General features: G+C 32.0%; 18 protein-coding genes. 11 read left to right on the top strand and 7 right to left on the bottom strand.

Annotated features, from left to right (window positions below; all coding sequences use genetic code 11):
• Positions 1-151: 151 nt before the first annotated feature.
• Positions 152-904, bottom strand: coding sequence for a hydrogen peroxide-dependent heme synthase (gene hemQ, locus LQ677_RS08995; RefSeq protein ID WP_037589946.1), 753 nt, complete (start codon positions 902-904; stop codon positions 152-154).
• Between the two features lie 196 nt (positions 905-1100).
• On the opposite strand from hemQ, the gene LQ677_RS08990 reads away from it, so the two are divergent.
• Genes LQ677_RS08990 through LQ677_RS08975 form a run of 4 tightly spaced genes read left to right on the top strand, consistent with a single transcriptional unit; the run spans position 1101 to position 4235 of the window.
• Positions 1101-1823, top strand: a complete 723-nt coding sequence (locus LQ677_RS08990; protein ID WP_239748455.1) for an ATP-binding cassette domain-containing protein — start codon at positions 1101-1103, stop codon at positions 1821-1823.
• Complete coding sequence (gene emtB, locus LQ677_RS08985; RefSeq protein WP_037589948.1) at positions 1820-2491, top strand: metal ABC transporter permease EmtB; 672 nt, start codon at positions 1820-1822, stop codon at positions 2489-2491. The genes LQ677_RS08990 and emtB overlap by 4 nt, the downstream gene beginning before the upstream one ends.
• A gap of 7 nt (positions 2492-2498) precedes the next feature.
• Positions 2499-3305, top strand: coding sequence for a MetQ/NlpA family ABC transporter substrate-binding protein (locus tag LQ677_RS08980; protein WP_037589949.1), 807 nt, complete (start codon positions 2499-2501; stop codon positions 3303-3305).
• 21 nt (positions 3306-3326) lie between these two features.
• Positions 3327-4235 carry an ABC transporter substrate-binding protein gene (locus LQ677_RS08975; protein ID WP_206166500.1) on the top strand — a complete coding sequence of 303 codons (909 nt, stop codon included), beginning with the start codon at positions 3327-3329 and terminating at the stop codon, positions 4233-4235.
• Positions 4236-4296: 61 nt separating this feature from the next.
• Here the strand turns inward: LQ677_RS08975 and LQ677_RS08970 are convergent, their stop codons facing one another.
• Together LQ677_RS08970 and LQ677_RS08965 are read right to left on the bottom strand one after the other, a co-directional pair.
• Complete coding sequence (locus tag LQ677_RS08970; protein ID WP_107576876.1) at positions 4297-4677, bottom strand: VOC family protein; 381 nt, start codon at positions 4675-4677, stop codon at positions 4297-4299.
• Between the two features lie 29 nt (positions 4678-4706).
• Positions 4707-5498 (bottom strand): Cof-type HAD-IIB family hydrolase, encoded by a 792-nt coding sequence (locus LQ677_RS08965; RefSeq protein WP_239748437.1) that lies wholly within the window; start codon positions 5496-5498, stop codon positions 4707-4709.
• A 269-nt stretch (positions 5499-5767) separates the two neighbouring features.
• Here LQ677_RS08965 and LQ677_RS08960 point away from each other — a divergent pair, with 269 nt between their 5' ends.
• The 5 genes from LQ677_RS08960 (at position 5768) to LQ677_RS08940 (ending at position 10675) form a co-directional block, all read left to right on the top strand.
• Positions 5768-7567: a purple acid phosphatase family protein gene (locus LQ677_RS08960; RefSeq protein WP_239748428.1), complete on the top strand. Its 1800-nt coding sequence runs from the start codon at positions 5768-5770 to the stop codon at positions 7565-7567.
• 71 nt (positions 7568-7638) lie between these two features.
• Positions 7639-8319 carry a hypothetical protein gene (locus LQ677_RS08955; RefSeq protein WP_239748420.1) on the top strand — a complete coding sequence of 227 codons (681 nt, stop codon included), beginning with the start codon at positions 7639-7641 and terminating at the stop codon, positions 8317-8319.
• A 113-nt stretch (positions 8320-8432) separates the two neighbouring features.
• Positions 8433-9419 (top strand): phosphate acetyltransferase, encoded by a 987-nt coding sequence (gene pta / locus LQ677_RS08950; protein WP_239748418.1) that lies wholly within the window; start codon positions 8433-8435, stop codon positions 9417-9419.
• 2 nt (positions 9420-9421) lie between these two features.
• Positions 9422-10261 (top strand): lipoate--protein ligase family protein, encoded by an 840-nt coding sequence (locus tag LQ677_RS08945; RefSeq protein ID WP_107577436.1) that lies wholly within the window; start codon positions 9422-9424, stop codon positions 10259-10261.
• A 78-nt stretch (positions 10262-10339) separates the two neighbouring features.
• Positions 10340-10675 (top strand): YuzB family protein, encoded by a 336-nt coding sequence (locus LQ677_RS08940; protein ID WP_025904905.1) that lies wholly within the window; start codon positions 10340-10342, stop codon positions 10673-10675.
• Positions 10676-11603: 928 nt separating this feature from the next.
• Here the strand turns inward: LQ677_RS08940 and yeiL are convergent.
• The gene (gene yeiL, locus LQ677_RS08935; RefSeq protein ID WP_191836153.1) at positions 11604-12266 is read right to left on the bottom strand and encodes a transcriptional regulator YeiL; all 663 of its coding nucleotides are present in this window, start codon (positions 12264-12266) and stop codon (positions 11604-11606) included.
• Between the two features lie 102 nt (positions 12267-12368).
• Between yeiL and rihB the strand changes: the two genes are divergently transcribed.
• A complete protein-coding gene (gene rihB, locus LQ677_RS08930) occupies positions 12369-13298 on the top strand; it encodes a ribosylpyrimidine nucleosidase (RefSeq protein WP_159316122.1) in 930 nt (309 codons plus the stop codon).
• A gap of 754 nt (positions 13299-14052) precedes the next feature.
• Here rihB and LQ677_RS08925 read toward each other — a convergent pair.
• From LQ677_RS08925 to deoC, 3 genes are all read right to left on the bottom strand, one after another.
• Positions 14053-14433, bottom strand: a complete 381-nt coding sequence (locus LQ677_RS08925) for an SDR family NAD(P)-dependent oxidoreductase (RefSeq protein ID WP_191836152.1) — start codon at positions 14431-14433, stop codon at positions 14053-14055.
• Between the two features lie 77 nt (positions 14434-14510).
• Entirely contained in the window at positions 14511-15224 is a 714-nt protein-coding gene (locus LQ677_RS08920; protein ID WP_191836151.1) for a GntR family transcriptional regulator, read from the bottom strand.
• Positions 15225-15230: 6 nt separating this feature from the next.
• The gene (gene deoC / locus LQ677_RS08915) at positions 15231-15944 is read right to left on the bottom strand and encodes a deoxyribose-phosphate aldolase (protein WP_204171104.1); all 714 of its coding nucleotides are present in this window, start codon (positions 15942-15944) and stop codon (positions 15231-15233) included.
• 206 nt (positions 15945-16150) lie between these two features.
• Between deoC and LQ677_RS08910 the strand changes: the two genes are divergently transcribed.
• Positions 16151-17002 carry an NAD-dependent epimerase/dehydratase family protein gene (locus tag LQ677_RS08910; protein ID WP_191836150.1) on the top strand — a complete coding sequence of 284 codons (852 nt, stop codon included), beginning with the start codon at positions 16151-16153 and terminating at the stop codon, positions 17000-17002.
• Positions 17003-17017: the final 15 nt, after the last annotated feature.

The following is a 17017-nucleotide window of genomic DNA, read 5'->3' as shown; positions in this document are numbered from 1 at the left end:
TCGATTCATGAAAAAACCAAAGGTTGATTACATTCTAAAGATATTACACAAACATATGGACTTGACTAAATTATCGGCCTGTAAATGAACATCTTTAGCACTTAAAATATGAAGAGCCTGGAACTTCACTCAGTTCCAGGCTCTTTCTATATTATTTCAATTTAAAGAATGTATCTAATTCATCAATGTTTAATATATTACCTACGTAGAATGCTCCGAAGTCACCATATCTAGCTGATACTTCGTCGAAACGCATTTCATAGATTAATTTCTTGAATTGTAACATGTCATCACTGAATAATGTTACGCCCCATTCGTAATCGTCTAGTCCTACTGAACCTGTAATAAATTGTTTTACTTTGCCTGCATAACTACGTCCGATTAAACCGTGTGAGCGCATTAGGCTACGTCTATGATCCATATCTAACATATACCAGTTGTCTTCGCCGTCACGTCTTTTATCCATTGGGTAGAAACATACGTACTCTGAACGTGGTACTTCTGGATATAATCTTGCTTTAACATGTGGATTTTCGTATGGATCTTCGTTAGAGTCACCTGCAAGATAGTTTGAAAGTTCTACGATTGATACGTATGAATATGTTGGAATTAAGAAGTCACTGATATCTAACTTGTTAAATTCATTTTCTAAGGCATTTAATTGTTTAACGTCTGGTCTTAAGAACCATAACATTAAATCTGCTTTTTGGCCTGTTATGTTATAGAAAGCATGAGAACCTTCTTTATTATTATGAACTGTTTCCAACGCTTCAAGGAAAGTCTTGAATTCGCTGATCATTGTGTTTCGATCTTCTTCAGGTACAGTTTTTAAGCTTGCCCAATCAATTGCATAAAATAAATGTAAGCTGTACCAACCATCTAATGTTTTTGCTGCTTCGTTCATTTTACTTTCGCTCCTTTTAGAAAAGATATCTTCATTACAAGTCTATCATACTAGATAAGGTTGAAAGGACTCAACTTTTTACATTGTTGTGAAAGAAAGAATACTTAAATGTATTAATTGATATTGATTATCGATTTCAATTATTAGATAATGAAAATAGATTTCCTTTTTAAAATAATTTTACAGGAGTATAAAGTTGTATAAATTAGAACATGTTTCAAAAAAATATAATGACAATTTTGCTATAAAAGATTTTTCTTTAACGATAGAACCAGGATCTGTTACAGGTATTGTCGGAAAAAGTGGTTCGGGAAAGTCGACATTACTGAGATTATTGAATTTAATAGAACAACCAACAGAAGGGCGCATTGTTTTTGACGGGAAAGACACAGAAGCATTATCAAAGCGTGTTGTAAGGAAGTATAAAGAAAAAATAGGCATGGTATTTCAAAATTATAATTTGTTGAATAACCTTAACGTTCAGCAAAATATCGCGTTGCCTTTAAAAATAATTAATCAGCAAGATAAAGCAAAAGTAGACGAATTAATAGGGTTTGTAGGGTTAAATGATAAAAAGGATTATTATCCAGCACAATTATCCGGTGGTGAGAAACAACGTGTTGCATTAGCAAGAGCGCTCGTGAGAAACCCGGATATTTTATTGTGTGATGAGGCGACAAGTAGTTTAGATGAACATAACACGGAAATCATCATTAAGATGTTGAAGAAAGTGAATAAAGCATACAACATTACGATTATTTTTGTGACGCATGAATTGAGCGTTGTTAAACAATTATGTGAAAAAGTATGTGTTATGGAGGACGGTCAATTGTTAGAGGTTATGGATAATAAAGTAGTAAGTGTAGAAAGAAACACGAATTCTTATTTAGAGAATGTTAGGCAGAGTTTAGAAGAATGACATTTTTAGAGAAGATAAATTACTACTTACCAGAATTGATTCAGTCCTTACAAGAAACGTGCATTATGTTAGGTTATTCCATGCTCATCACTTTGCTAGTTGGACTACCTCTAGGCATCGCATTATTTTTATCAAACCCAAGTATTAAAGCATTAAATATCAATTATTATTGGTCATTTAATTTCTTGATTACATTTATACGTTCATTCCCGTACTTACTATTTGTAATCAGTTTAATCCCACTTACACGCATGATTTTAGGGAGTGCATTTGGTCCATACCCATCGATTATCCCTTTAAGTATTGTTGGTATTGCGATATTTTCAAGATTGGTTGAGCAAGTATTATTAGATATTCCTGGTGATATTAAAGTCTTGGCAGAATCTCTAGGTGCCACAACATATAAATATATTTGGAATTTCATATTAGTTGAATCACGTAGCGGCATTATATTGGCATATACAACGACGACAGTAAGCATGGTGTCTTATTCAACAGTCATGGGTATTGTCGGCGGTGGAGGAATAGGTGATTTCGCAATCAGATACGGTTACCAAAGTTATGAGAATGAAATCATGTATTTCTCAATCATCATCATCATTATCAGTGTGTTTATCATACAAATGTTAGGAAACTTTATAGCTCAAAAAATAGATAAAAGAAAGTAGTGTAGAAATGAAAAAAAGTTTATTTGTTATGTTATTAATGTTAAGCATTATCATCGCAGGCTGTGGCGCGAATAAAAAAGATAACGAAGACAAAGTCATTAAAGTAGCTTCTCAAGCACCACCAATGACAGACGTTGTTAAACAAGCAGCAAAAGAAGCTAAAAAGGACGGCTGGGAAATTAAACTTGTCCAAGTGAATGACAACGTTGCTTATAACGATATGGTAAGTAGTAAAGAAGCGGATGCAAGTTTCGCACAGCATAAACCATTTATGGAAAAATACAACTCAGAACGTAAAGCAAATTTAGTCGCAATCCAACCGATTTATGATGCAAAAGTTGGTTTTTATTCTAAAAAATATAAAGACATCAATGACATTCCAAAAGGTACAAAAGTAGCAATACCAAATGATATTTCAAATGAAGGTAGAGCATTAGCGATTCTTGAAGAACAAGGTCTTATTAAATTGAAAGACGGCGTAGGTGTAAATGGCACTACGAAAGATATCGTCGAAAATCCTAAAGATTTCAAATGGTTGAAAGTAGACTTACTGAACTTAGCAGAAACTTATAGTGAAAAAGATGTATCACTTGTCTATAACTATCCAACTTATATTTCTAAAATTGGCTTAAAACCAGCTGACGCATTGTTCTTAGAGAAAAATATTGATTCACGTTTCTCAATTCAACTCGTTGCAAGAGAAGATAATAAAGACTCAGAAAAAATTAAAGAATTGCACAAAGTTATGAAAAGTGATGCAGTTAAAAAATATCTAAAAGAAAAACATGAAGATACGTTAATTCCATCGTTTTAAAATAAAATATGAGGTGTAGAAATGAAAAAATTATTAAGTTTTGTATTATGTTTAGCGTTATTGTTAGCAGCATGTGGTAATAACAACGAAGCATCAAGTAGTAAAAGTGACAGTAAAGAACGAACATTTACGACTGAAGGCGGCGAAAAAGTAAAAATTCCTAAAAATCCAAAGCGTATTCTATTACTGACAGCTAACTATGGTAACTTGAAAAAACTAGGTGTAGAACCAGTAGCGATCACAAGTGTATTCCCAGATTCTAAATATTTAGATATGAAAGATGTTAAGAAAATAGATCCAGAAGATGTTGAAGCGGCAGCGAAGCTTAAACCAGATTTAATCGTAACGTATAAAGAAAATAAAAATAATAATAAACTTTCAAAAATAGCACCAACTGTATCACTAAAAGTACAAGACACAGATTATAAACAAACTCATATCGAATACGGTAAATTAGTGAACAAAGAAGAAAAAGCTAAAAAACAAGCAGACGAACTATCAGATAAACTTTTAAAAGATGGTAAAGAAATTAAAAAACATATCGGAGCAGATAAAACAGCTTCAATTATGGACGTACAAGCTAAAGATATTTATCAGTTCGGCGCAAGATTCGGTAGAGGTAGTGACGCACTATTCGATGGTTTCAAATTAAAAGAAGATCCAGAAGCTAAAAAAGCAATGCCAAAAGAAAAATTCATGAAAGTACCTCAAGAAAAATTTAACGATTATTCAGGAGACTACTTATTTATTCCAACAAAAGACGGTAAAAAACCAAATAATGAATTTACAAATTCAACTATCTGGAAAAATAATAAAGCAGTTAAAAACAATAACGTCATTTACTACACAAGTAATGAAGCATTATACGGAGATTTAATCTCAGTAGAGAAACAAGCAGAAACATTTAAAAAAGAACTATTAAAAAAATAAAGTAATATAAAAAAAGAAGCTCGAGTTGAGCTTCTTTTTTGTTGTTTTATAGGCTAAGCAATTAATAAGTTGTCAACTCAAGTAAGTTTCCTTCTGGATCTTGAATGACCGCTTCATAATAACCATCACCTGTAACTCTTGGACCACTTAACAATGGATATCCATCTTGGCTAAATTGCTGAGCAAAGCTATCAACCGCTTCTCTATCACCAACTGAAATAGCGATATGAGCATAGCCTTTACCATCACCTAAATGACCTTTCAAAAATGGTTTGTTCATTATTTCTAAGCGACTGCCTTCTTCAAAATGCAAAAAGTATGATTTGAATTTCGTTTTTTCATTGAAATATAATTCACTACTCGTTACATTAAAATACTTTATATAAAAATCTTTCAGTTTATCAATATCGTCTGCCCACAATGCTACATGTTCTATTTTCATAATAATCTCCCTTTGTATCAATTTTTGAATTATATGTTTAGTGCTTTTTTAATTGTTAACAAGACACCATTTTCATCATTAGATGGCGCAATTTCTTTTGTGATTGATTTAATATCCTCACTGGCATTCTTCATTGCATAACTATAATTTGCCAACTCCAACATTTCTTTATCATTTCCAGCGTCACCAAAAGCCATCAGTTCTTCTCGAGTTAATCCTAATTCTTTCAATAAACTATTAAGCGTACTACCTTTATTAACACCTTTAAGAATAATATCAATATTATGATGCCCGCTAGAAACGGCTACAATTTGGTCTCCATACTTTTCATTTAATAAGTCTCTAAATTCGTGCCCATTATCATAAACGGATAAAGCCAATTTAACAAACTTATCTTCAGGCAAGTCTTTTAAATGATCCACTTCTTTAAGTTCATAATAATATTTTGACATATCAGATTTAAAAGCATCACTTGAGTTACTTAAAATATAAGCACTGTTTACACCACACAAGACAAACTCAATATTATGCTTACTTAATTCATCCAAGATATTCATTAATAATTGTTCGTCAAATTCTGCGACATTGGTAATATGATTATAATCAGCGTATATAGCACCATTCTCTGCTATGTAAGAAATATATTTATCTTCCCCTGGAAAAAAACTTCTAAGTTGATAATATTGATTACCACTCGCTACGATAAATTTTATATTTTGTGATTTTAAATACGAGAATACATCTTTAAATAAATCTTTATTATAAGTACCTTCTGAATTCAAAAAAGTCCCATCCATATCAACCGCTATTGCTTTAATCAAGAATAAAGCCTCCTTATAATAAAACTAAGATTTTATGAAATATACAACCTCCAAATGATTATTATATGCCCTCTATTTATGTAATAATTTTACCAATTTTACATTATAGATTCATTAATATTGCCCGGTGTAATTTCTCCTAACTCATCTCTTCATATTACATTCATACAATACTCATACTATCTTTACATAGGGTTAAAATATGATTGATACACTTCTTAATAGATTGCTTTTTAAATCACTATAGGGTTAATTAGGAGGAAGTTTACATGTATAATCAGTCAATAGCAAAGAGATTCATTAGTGGTACGGCATGTATGATGTTATTATTAGGGATTTCTACTACTGGTACGGTTGAAGCGAGTGGTGCTGGTGGTTCGGAATCTGATTCGTCTGTTGTGAATCAACAAGCTCATTCGGATATTAAAGTGATGTCTCAGAAGCCGGAGGTAGCGCCTGTACCTAAGAAAAATCAGCCGAATCGTATTATTACGAATTTTAATGGTGATACGAAAACGGAAATGGCTTTTAATTGGTATACGACAGATCAATTTAATGATGCTAAAGTTTGGGTGTCAGAGTCGGGTCAATTTGATGATGCACAAGCGTTTGATGCAACTTCTAAACAAGTAGATTCTAAATATGTTGAACGAGATAAGAACGGCAATTTCATCTTTGCGGATGTAGAAAAAGATGACGAAGGTGAACCTGTTAAAGATGCACAAGGTAAAGAAAAAATAAATGGATATTATACAGATGAACATGCTCAAGGTGCTGAATGGACGCGCGGTGATAAACATGGGAAGTCTGAACTTATGACAGTTCCTGAATATAATTATAAAGCGAAAGCAACGGGATTAAAGCCGAATACTACATATTATTATCGCGTAGGTAGCGCAAGTGGTCCTCAAAGTGAAGTTGGACAATTTAAGACTTCTGGCAACAACGGCGATCCTTTCCAATTTGTACAGTATACAGATACACAAAATGCTTATTGGAATGAACACGTAAGAAATGAAGCACAATTTGGGGCAGATACGTTAAGCAATGCTATTCAAACAGCAGGTAATCCAAACTTCGCATTACACACAGGAGACTTTGTAGAAACTGCAGAAATTGAAGATGAGTGGTTAGATTTATATGATCAATCACGTCCATCATTTATGTCATTACCTGTAGCTTCTGCACCAGGTAACCATGACGAATATGCGCTAAGCGAAGATGATGAAAAATTACTGACAAAGTATAATGAACATGTCAATGTACCTAAAGAAAACAATGCGGTAAATGGTGGTTCTTATTATTCGTTTGATTATAATGGTGCACATATGGTTGTCGCTAATACGAATGATAATAAGAAATCTAAAGATAATCCTGAAGAAAAAGCAATTGGTAAAGAACAAATGGAATGGATTAAACAAGATATTAAAGATGCCAGAAAGAATGGCTCTAAATGGGTTATCTTAAACCTGCATAAACCAATGTATTCTAAATCGTATCATGCACTATCAGATGAAGATGTTGCTAAAATACGTGACGAACTGACTCAACAAATTGATGATTTAGATGTGGATTTAGTGTTACAAGGTCATGACCATGTGCTGTCTCGTACGAAACCATTAGAACATACATCGACTAAAAATAGCTTTGTAAATGCTAAGAAAGAAGATGCCAAACAAATTAGAGGTCAAGATAACATCACTTATTATGATAACCCAGAAGGTTCAGTTTACGTGCTGCCAAATACAGGTGGTACAAAAGCGTATGACAGTATATATGACCGTCCTTTAGAACATATTAAGAAAGTTAGACCAGAGCTAGAAGATTTAACTCAAGAACAATTAGATCATTATAATAGTTTGTTTGCGATAGGCGAGCAACCTCATAAGACAGATGCTTTTAATGATAGTCATGAAAATAATCGAGATTCATCTGATCAGAACTTCTCAGTTTATGATGTATCTGAAGGTAAATTAGTCGTTAAAATTTATCAATTACATGGCGATATTAGTAAAGGTGAACAAAGAACAGTTAAATTAGTTGATGAATTCGGTATTAAAAAAGACTAATCATAGATTTCAAAGTTAAATAAATATCCATAAGGCGTCTCCTTCAAATATGATGATATGGAGGCGCCTATTTGTTAATAGAAGGAGCGGTTACTTTGCGACGTGTATTCAATTATTTAAGTGTGGCCATTGTGATGATAATGATATTAAGCGGTTGTCAAAATGGTTCGCAAGAAGGGACAAAGCAGCATAGTAAAACGAAACATGCAGCAACTAAGCAGATTCAACTTTCAGAGCAAGACAAAGATGCATTGAAACAAAAATTACTAAAAATAGCTGACGAATATGGCCAAGATCAGCATAAAGCAGTAACTAATCGTTATTTTAGTCGAAACGAACAAATGGAAGGTGATGGCTATGCGATTACTGATGATGGTGAAATACAAATAACAGATCATGATAAACCAGGGTGGAAACATTTTAAGATCCATAATGTTGTCGGATTAACGATGTATCAAGGACAGCATACTCAAGGTGGTTATGATGAACGTGCACAAGATCTAACTAATATTCAAGGATACAGTAGTGTCGCTAAAATGAATCAACCGATTACGAAATATTTGTTTGCAGATAACGGTAAAGTATACGAATATCAATTCAAGCCGAATAGTGAACCATCACTATCAACTGGATTTGCAACTAAAGATTACAATGGTAAAGATCCAAACTTAAAACCAAACGAAAAATTTACAGTTTCAAAGGATAAAATTTTAAATAAAAAATGGAAAATGTTGCTTTCAGAATATAAATGATAATATTTTAAAAATATCCAATATAAATTCACAGTTTAGATACGTGAAAATTTATGAAAAAATGTTATAATTGTGAATGGAAAAATAATAGCAATCATATATAGGAGGCAATTATGTCTAATTTACTTAATGTTCTAAGCGACAAACTATCAGGTAAAAATGTACGTATCGTATTACCAGAAGGTGAAGATGCGCGTGTATTAACAGCAGCAGTTAAATTACAAGCTACAGATTTGGTTGCACCAATCGTACTTGGTAATGAAGAAAAAATTAAAGAAACTGCAGCTGGTGCAGACTTATCAATCGATGGTCTTACAATCATCAACCCAGAAACTAGTGAACTAAAAGCAGATTTAGTAGAAAAATTTGTTGAACGTCGTAAAGGTAAAGCAACTCAAGAACAAGCTGAAGAATTGTTAAATAACGTTAACTACTTCGGTACGATGTTAGTTTACACAAATCAAGCTGACGGATTAGTAAGTGGTGCAGCACATTCAACTGCAGACACTGTACGTCCAGCATTACAAATTATCAAAACTAAACAAGGCGTTACAAAAACATCTGGCGTATTCTTCATGACTAAAGGTGAAGAACAATATGTATTCGGTGATTGTGCAATTAACCCAGAACTTAATGCACAAGACTTAGCTGAGATTGCAATCGAAAGTGCTAAGACTGCTCAAGCATTTGGTATGTCTCCAAGAGTAGCAATGTTAAGCTTCTCAACTAAAGGTTCAGCTAAATCACCTGATACTGAAAAAGTATCTGAAGCAGTTTCTATTGCTCAAGAAAACTTAAAAGAAACAGATTTAAAAGATGTTGTATTAGATGGTGAATTCCAATTTGATGCAGCAATCGTACCAGAAGTTGCTGCTAAGAAAGCACCAAATTCTGAAATTCAAGGTGATGCAAATGTATTTATCTTCCCTAGCTTAGAAGCGGGTAACATTGGATACAAAATTGCACAACGTTTAGGTGGATTTGATGCAGTTGGTCCTGTATTACAAGGCTTAAACGCACCTGTTAACGATTTATCTCGTGGCTGTTCAGCTGAAGACGTATATAGTCTTTCAATCATTACAGCTGCTCAAACATTATAATCATGGCAAATTTGCAAGATTATTTTACACAAGAATGGCGATACATTGACCACACTTCAGGACTGCAGCCAATGCAGTCCTTTAGTTTCGATGATACATTTTGTGATCAAGTAGGAAATGATAAAAGTCCAAGTGTTGTTAGGACATGGATACACAATCACGTCGTGATATTAGGTATACATGATTCTAGATTACCTTATTTAAAAGACGGCATTGCATATTTAAATGATGTTAGAGGTTATAGTGCAATCGTTAGAAATTCTGGCGGATTAGGTGTTGTGTTAGATAAAGGTGTGCTTAATATATCTTTAATCTTTAAAGGTAAGCATGATGTATCCATTGATACAGGATATGAAGTGATGTTACGTCTTATTCGTGAAATGTTTAAAGAAGATACTAATGAAATTGAGAATAAAGAAATTACTGCATCATACTGCCCTGGTAGTTATGACTTAAGTATTCATAATCAAAAATTTGCTGGTATATCACAACGAAGAGTTAGAGGTGGTATAGCAGTACAAATCTATTTATGTGTGGAAGGATCAGGCGCTGAACGTGCCGAAATGATGAAAGCATTCTATGAACATGCACTGAAAAACGAAAAGACAAAATTCATTTATCCGACTATCATACCTGAAAGCATGGCTTCATTGAACGAATTATTAGGCACTGAATATACAACTAACGACATACTTTTTAAATTGTTAGGAAGTTTGAAAACTTTAGGTGCAACTTTGAATATGGATCCTGTCACAACAGAAGAATGGACATTGTACGATAAATATTTCGAAAGAATGATTGAACGCAATGATAAAATGATTCGAAATATGGAAAAACGATAAAATGACATTCTCAAACAACTGTTAAGGTGGTATAATAATTTATTGCAAAATTAACAATTAAGAAAGGTGGGGAAACAAATGCGAAATAAATTTCAAGTCTGCGATGATTGCCAAGCCGTTAACTTGCCATCACTTTTGAAAAAAATTAAAAAATTAGACCCAGAAGCTGAAATAGAAGTAGCATGCCAATCATATTGTGGACCAGGTAGAAGAAAGACATTCGCATTCGTAAATAACCGCCCATGTGCCGCTTTAACAGAAGACGAACTAATGGAAAAAATCCAAAAACAACTTCAAAAGAAACGCGATCCAGAAGAAGAAGAAAGATTGCGACTTAGAAATGAAGAACGAAAACGTCGACAAAAAGAATTAGACGAGAAGTTAAATAAGAAGTTGAAAAAGACACAGTCATAATATAAATATTAGCTAAAATCCCCTCACTACAACATGTAGTGGGGGATTTTTTTATACTATATTAGATGTTTGCTAACTTTTTGAATTTTATATTATTTATCGCTAATTATATACATATTTTTGGATAATTGGTATATGAGTAAAAAAGGAGGCGTATAATTTTGAAATTAATCAATGTGATAAATCTATTAAATTATATTTTATTTATTATACTTTTATTTTTCGGCAATAATCTTTTCCCGAATTTCTATGGTGGAGATGCACTTGTGATATTTACTGACGCTTCAGCTCTTTTATTAGTAATGTCAATTTTATTATTCTTATATAATTATTTTAAAAACAAAAAAATTATTAAATATTTAGTGATAAGTATTATATTAAATGTAATTAATATAGTGATACTATACCCAATTATATTCTTTGGTTTGTTTTTTGGATTTTAAATTAAAGGAGAGGTAATATATCCAAAAGAAATATAATTTTTAACTTTATTTTTATATTTTTAATACCATTTTTTATTAGTTATGTTGCTTTAATAAAAATATTTGCTTTATCATTTCAAGTTTCATCTGTAGGAGCATTATCATTTGGTTACTCAATGTTAATGCAAATAAGACTTTGTGCTAAGATATTAAAATATAATGATGAAAAAATATATTAAAAAAGCACCTGTTGATTATATGGGTGCTTTTACTCTATCTTCACTATACTATATATATTCAAAAGGACTCTCTATCTCTATTTTTAAATCTTTTTTGTGTTTAAAAATGGTATGTCAATTAATTAAACGTCACACCAACTCTAATCATCACCATTTGAGCGCGACGTTATGAACAAGAAATTTAAAGACCAAGGAGGTAAAATTATTTATACAACTTGTAAAGACGATATGCATCAAATTAAATAAAATATGCTTTTTTATACCATATTATATATTTGCTAACTTTTTTAGTTCATCCATATTTAATATGTTATAGCTATTGTTCTCTTTTGCTAAATATCCTTTTTGTACAAAGTCTGCGATAACAAACAGTAAATGTCGATAAGATACGCCTAAATATTGTGCGACTTGTGTATGTTTTTCTTCATATTTACCATTTTGTTCTGTAACTAAAATAAAAGAAGCGAGTCTTTTAGACAATGGATATGATTGGTTACGTGTCGAAGTTCGAATGTTTTTCATATTCTTATGTGCGATATAAGATAATAAATTCTTTAATAATACTGGATCCGTTAATAAAGTGTCTTTAAGTTCATTAAGTGGTACTGCCAAACACCAGCAATCTTCTATTGCTTGGACATTAAGTGGTGCAGCGTGTTCATCTATCAATTCCATTTCTCCTATGAAAGAAGAAGGCGCAAAAAAATCGATTAAAGAAACTTGGCCATTTTCCATGTATTCGTATAATTTTGACTTTCCTTTAACAAGATAAAATAAATATTCGGGTTTTTGAGTGTCTTGAATAATATGATCTTTTTGAGAAATGAAAAAGAGTTTTACGTGTTGTTGCACATCAAATCCAAAGAGATCGAGATAATTGAATTGGTCTATTAAATCTTGTTTAAGTTTGTCATTATAAATTTCTCTCAATATTTCACACCTCTTATATGATATTTCTCATACTTACTTTAATCTTTGCAGAAGTATAATACAAGAATAAAGAAAAGGCTTACAAAAAGGAGAGGAATTATAATGGAAAAACAAAAAATAATTTTGGATTGCGACCCTGGTCATGATGATGCAATAACGATGTTAATGGCATACATTCATCCTAATATTGATTTACTTGGTATAACAATTGTTTCAGGGAATCAAACGCTTGAGAAAACTGTTAAGAATGGTTTGAGTGTCGCACAACACTTGAATATGGACGTTAAAATATATAGTGGGGCGTCTGAACCTTTAGTGAGAGAACGTGTAGTTGCTGATAATGTCCATGGAGAAACAGGCATGGATGGTCCTGTATTTGATACGTTAAATAGAGAACCCGAAGATAAAAGAGCAGTACAATTTATCATTGATACTTTATTAGATAGCGAAGGAGATATTACGCTAGTACCAACTGGACCATTAACGAATATTGCTTTAGCGATGAAATTAGAACCATCCATCACATCTAAAATTAAAGAAATCGTATTAATGGGTGGTGCATACGGTAATGGGAATTTTACGCCATCAGCAGAATTTAATATTTTTGCTGATCCAGAAGCGGCACATATTGTTTTTAAATCAGGTGTACCAATCGTCATGATGGGTCTAGATGTAACAAACAAGACACTATGTACACCTGAAATTATCAAACGTATGGAATCAACAAATAATAAAGCTGGGCAATTGTTTAGTGATTTAATGAACTTTACTTTAAAAACACAATTCCAAGAATTTGGATTAGAAGCAGGTCCATTACACGATGCAACAACAATAGGCTATCTCGTAAATAAAGACTTATTTGAAGTTCAAGATATGTACGTAGAAATCGACATTAACCGCGGACCAAGTTACGGACGAACAGTATGTGACGAATCCGATGTACTCAAAAAAGAACATAACGTTAAAGTAGCCAAAAACGTCAAAGTCGACGAATTCTTCGATCTAGTATATGAATGTATACGTATGTATTAAAGTATAAGAACATTGATTTGAAAATTGTTTATCAAGGAATTAAAAATTTCTAGACGTCTTCATTCTTGTTTCTTAAATGCAATCATAATAATGCTTGAAATTAAAGGGACTATGAGGATTCTTGATATCTCTAATTCTCCTTGAAGTATACTTTCGACTACGATAAATACTATCATTATTGAAAAATAATAAATTAAAAAAGTGTATAACAGTTTCATGATGTATCTCCTTTGAAATAGTTCATTATTTAAAAGTTAGTTTAATAGAAAAAAATCACTACAATTTGTTTTTTTAACAATGCTTGTAGTGATTTTTTATTACGATATATATATTTACACAGAATCAAGCTACATAACATTACAGAGCTTATGCATTAATTTTATATACTTCTAATCATATTTATTTTCACTTGTATAGTTTTTGATTTTTCTATAGATAAAGAAGTTAACTTGATATATGACAACACTTAATATGAGTATCATAACAATAAAAAGAATCGTTCCTAAAAAGCCCGAGTAATTAAAAATAGGGAATCTTTTGAGTAGTAAACAAGCTATCAAGAAAATAATACAGTTTAAAATCATAAATATCTTATTTTGTTCGAAACCTTTATATTTCATATGAAAAACTCCATTTTCATTTCAAGTTATATATAATTTTACCGTATTTAAAGTATGAAATAAATAGAACTTAAAAGAATTTAATATAAAAAGGACTGTGTTTGTGAGAACACAGCCTTCAAACATCAACTCACTCAAAATATTCCATTCAAGTTTAGATTCATAACTTTATTCCAATTTTCAAATGTGAGTTCTTCTTCTGTTACGTTGTATGTCATCCCAACTTTATTGACTAACATATCAATTTTGCCAAATTGTTCTATGACGTTATTGAGCATTTGATTTACCGATGTTGGATCGGTTATATCTACTTTTAATGCAACTGTTTCAATGTTTTCGCTCTGTTTAATTCCAGAGAGTGTTTTGTTTGTTGATGAGGCGTTATGATCTGCAATGATGATCTGAACGCCTGCTTGTGCTAATGCTAATGCCATTGATTGACCTATTCCTATTGTGCCACCGCTAATGATTGCAACTTTACCTTGTAATTTGAAGTGCTCTAATATATTTGTCATAGCATATCACCTTTTTATTTATGATTGAACTGCATTATTACTATCGTTGAGCTTATAATGGTTTGAACATGGCTAAATTATGATGAAATATTAAAGATAAATGAGTTTAAATCGCCTCTGTATTTAGAGACGGAATATTCTATTGGTACACGATTCTCTATATAACCCACACTATGGAAGTAGAAGAGTGGGGCATCTATCTCTACAGATAATAAATCACTTACGGTTTCATCTGCTGTGATTAATTCAAGCTTTCTCGTAATTTCTTTGATAGGTGTTTGGTTTTTTTCTAACACTTCGTAAAATCGTGTCGTAGTAAAATCAATTTCTTTTAAATTAGGTACTAAGGATAATGGAATATAAGTTGTTACAAGTACGATTGGGTCTTCTTCTGCATATCTTAAACGGACTAATTTATATACAGATTCTCCAGGTTTTAGTTCTAATTGTTGCATGACTTCTTCATTGGCAACTTCTGATTTCAATGATAGAACTTTTGTCTTTGGGATTAATCCTTTTCTTGTCATTTCATCATTATAGCTTTCGATGACGTGTGTAAATTCTTGATTGATTTTACGTTGTCGAACGATTGTACCTCGCTTTTTTCGACGTTCTAAAAAGCCATCAATAACAAGTGCATTGATCGCTTGTCTAACAGTAGGTCTACTTACTTTATAATGCGTCGCCAAATCAACTTCATTTGGAATTTTATCGCCAACTTTATAGTCTTCATATTCAATTTTATTCAGTAAATCTTCTTTAATTTGTTGATGTAAAGGTTTGTTTATCATAATTTATCATCCAATTTCTATCGTTTTCTGATCTGATTCTGTAAGACGTTCTTCTAATGCTTTGATGATATTGATACCTGAACTAGCGCCAATTCTTTCTGCACCATTTTTAATCATATTAATAAATGTATCAGCATCACGAATACCACCAGCTGCTTTAACTTTAACTTCGCCGTCTACAGTCTCGTACATTAATTTAACATCTTCTACAGTTGCACCTGATGTCGCAAAGCCAGTAGATGTTTTAATAAAATCAGGTTTAACGTCTTTTGCGATAAGTGATAAAGTTCTGATTTCATCTTTAGTTAAATAGGCATTTTCGAAGATAACTTTTGAAGTGACATTGTGTGCTTTACAAATTTCTACTATTGAAGACATTTCTTCTTTGATATAGTCTAAATTGCCATTTTTCAATTCAGTAACATTAATAACATAATCAATTTCTGTCGCACCGTTATGAATTGCATCTTGCGTCTCGAACTTCTTAGATTCAATAGAAGTCTGACCTAATGGAAAAGCAATGGCAGCACCTATTCCAATATCGGTTCCAGCTAATATTTCTGAACATAATTTAGATTGTACTTGGTTAACAGCAACCATCTTAAAATGGTATTTCTTTGCTTCTTCACAAAGTTGTTTTATATCTTCTGGGCTTGCATCTGCATGTAAGTTAGTGTGATCAATCATTCGGCAAAGGTCATCAATTGTATAATATTTCATCAAAATAAACACTCCTTATTTGTATTGACATAATGATATAATAACGCGCTTACAGGAGTCAATTAGCCTAGAAACCTAATAATAGTGACATTATAAATTATTATGTAATTACATAATAAAAAGTTTGATATTTTTTAGGATGGTTTTTATACTCTGAAAATGGGTATATATCTCAATGAAAATATAAATAAAAAAGGTGGATTATCATGACTAAAATTTTTGTTGCAGGTGCTACTGGTTTAATAGGTACAAAATTAACTAAACGCTTAATTGAAGAAGGTTATGAAGTAGCTGGGTTAACGACTTCTGAAAAAGGTAAAGAAAAACTTGATAATGCAGGTGTAAAAGCATATATAGGCAACATATTAGAATATGACACAATAGAAAAAAGTATCGGTGATTTTAAACCAGATATAATCATGAACGAAATCACAGACTTAAAACAAGTTGATATGTCAGCTAATACGAAAGTTAGAATAGAAGGTACAAGAAATCTTGTAGAAGCGGCAATTAAACATGATGTACCACATATTCAATCACAAAGTATTGCATTTGTTTATGAAGCTGGAGATACATTAGCAACAGAAGAAACAAGTTTAGACTATGACGCTAGCGGTGATCGTAAAATAACAGTTGATGGTGTAGAAGGATTAGAAAAAGAATCAGCTAGATTAAACAAACATGTTATTTTACGTTACGGTTTATTATACGGACCAGGTACTTGGTATGGTAAAGATGGAATGATTTATAATCAATTTATAAATGGTGAAGTTACGATGACAGACGGCGTACAATCATTTATTCATATAGATGATGCAGTTGAAACAGCCATTCAAGCATTAAACTTTGAATCAGGTATTTATAACGTAGCAGATGATGATCCTGTAAAAGGAGACGATTGGGCTAAATGGTATGCCAACGAATTAAACGTCTCACCAACGCTAAACATCGAGCCAGCAGCACCATTTGAGCGCGGCGTAACAAATAAGAAATTTAAAGACCAAGGCGGTAAACTTATTTATACAACTTGGAAAGACGGTATGCACCCGATTAAATAAAACATGTTTTCATTA

Source organism: Mammaliicoccus sp. Q-M61 (genome assembly GCF_022386055.1).
In the GTDB taxonomy this organism is placed as follows: Bacteria; Bacillota; Bacilli; order Staphylococcales; family Staphylococcaceae; genus Mammaliicoccus; species Mammaliicoccus sciuri_A.
This window is presented reverse-complemented; position numbering and strand designations above follow the sequence as displayed.

Coding starts and splice junctions, on each gene's coding strand:
- hemQ (WP_037589946.1), bottom strand. CDS start 904: ATGAACGAAGCAGCAAAAACATTAGATGGTTGGTACAGCTTACATTTA.
- emtB (WP_037589948.1), top strand. CDS start 1,820: ATGACATTTTTAGAGAAGATAAATTACTACTTACCAGAATTGATTCAG.
- LQ677_RS08980 (WP_037589949.1), top strand. CDS start 2,499: ATGAAAAAAAGTTTATTTGTTATGTTATTAATGTTAAGCATTATCATC.
- LQ677_RS08975 (WP_206166500.1), top strand. CDS start 3,327: ATGAAAAAATTATTAAGTTTTGTATTATGTTTAGCGTTATTGTTAGCA.
- LQ677_RS08970 (WP_107576876.1), bottom strand. CDS start 4,677: ATGAAAATAGAACATGTAGCATTGTGGGCAGACGATATTGATAAACTG.
- LQ677_RS08960 (WP_239748428.1), top strand. CDS start 5,768: ATGTATAATCAGTCAATAGCAAAGAGATTCATTAGTGGTACGGCATGT.
- pta (WP_239748418.1), top strand. CDS start 8,433: ATGTCTAATTTACTTAATGTTCTAAGCGACAAACTATCAGGTAAAAAT.
- LQ677_RS08945 (WP_107577436.1), top strand. CDS start 9,422: ATGGCAAATTTGCAAGATTATTTTACACAAGAATGGCGATACATTGAC.
- LQ677_RS08940 (WP_025904905.1), top strand. CDS start 10,340: ATGCGAAATAAATTTCAAGTCTGCGATGATTGCCAAGCCGTTAACTTG.
- rihB (WP_159316122.1), top strand. CDS start 12,369: ATGGAAAAACAAAAAATAATTTTGGATTGCGACCCTGGTCATGATGAT.
- LQ677_RS08925 (WP_191836152.1), bottom strand. CDS start 14,433: ATGACAAATATATTAGAGCACTTCAAATTACAAGGTAAAGTTGCAATC.
- LQ677_RS08920 (WP_191836151.1), bottom strand. CDS start 15,224: ATGATAAACAAACCTTTACATCAACAAATTAAAGAAGATTTACTGAAT.
- deoC (WP_204171104.1), bottom strand. CDS start 15,944: ATGAAATATTATACAATTGATGACCTTTGCCGAATGATTGATCACACT.
- LQ677_RS08910 (WP_191836150.1), top strand. CDS start 16,151: ATGACTAAAATTTTTGTTGCAGGTGCTACTGGTTTAATAGGTACAAAA.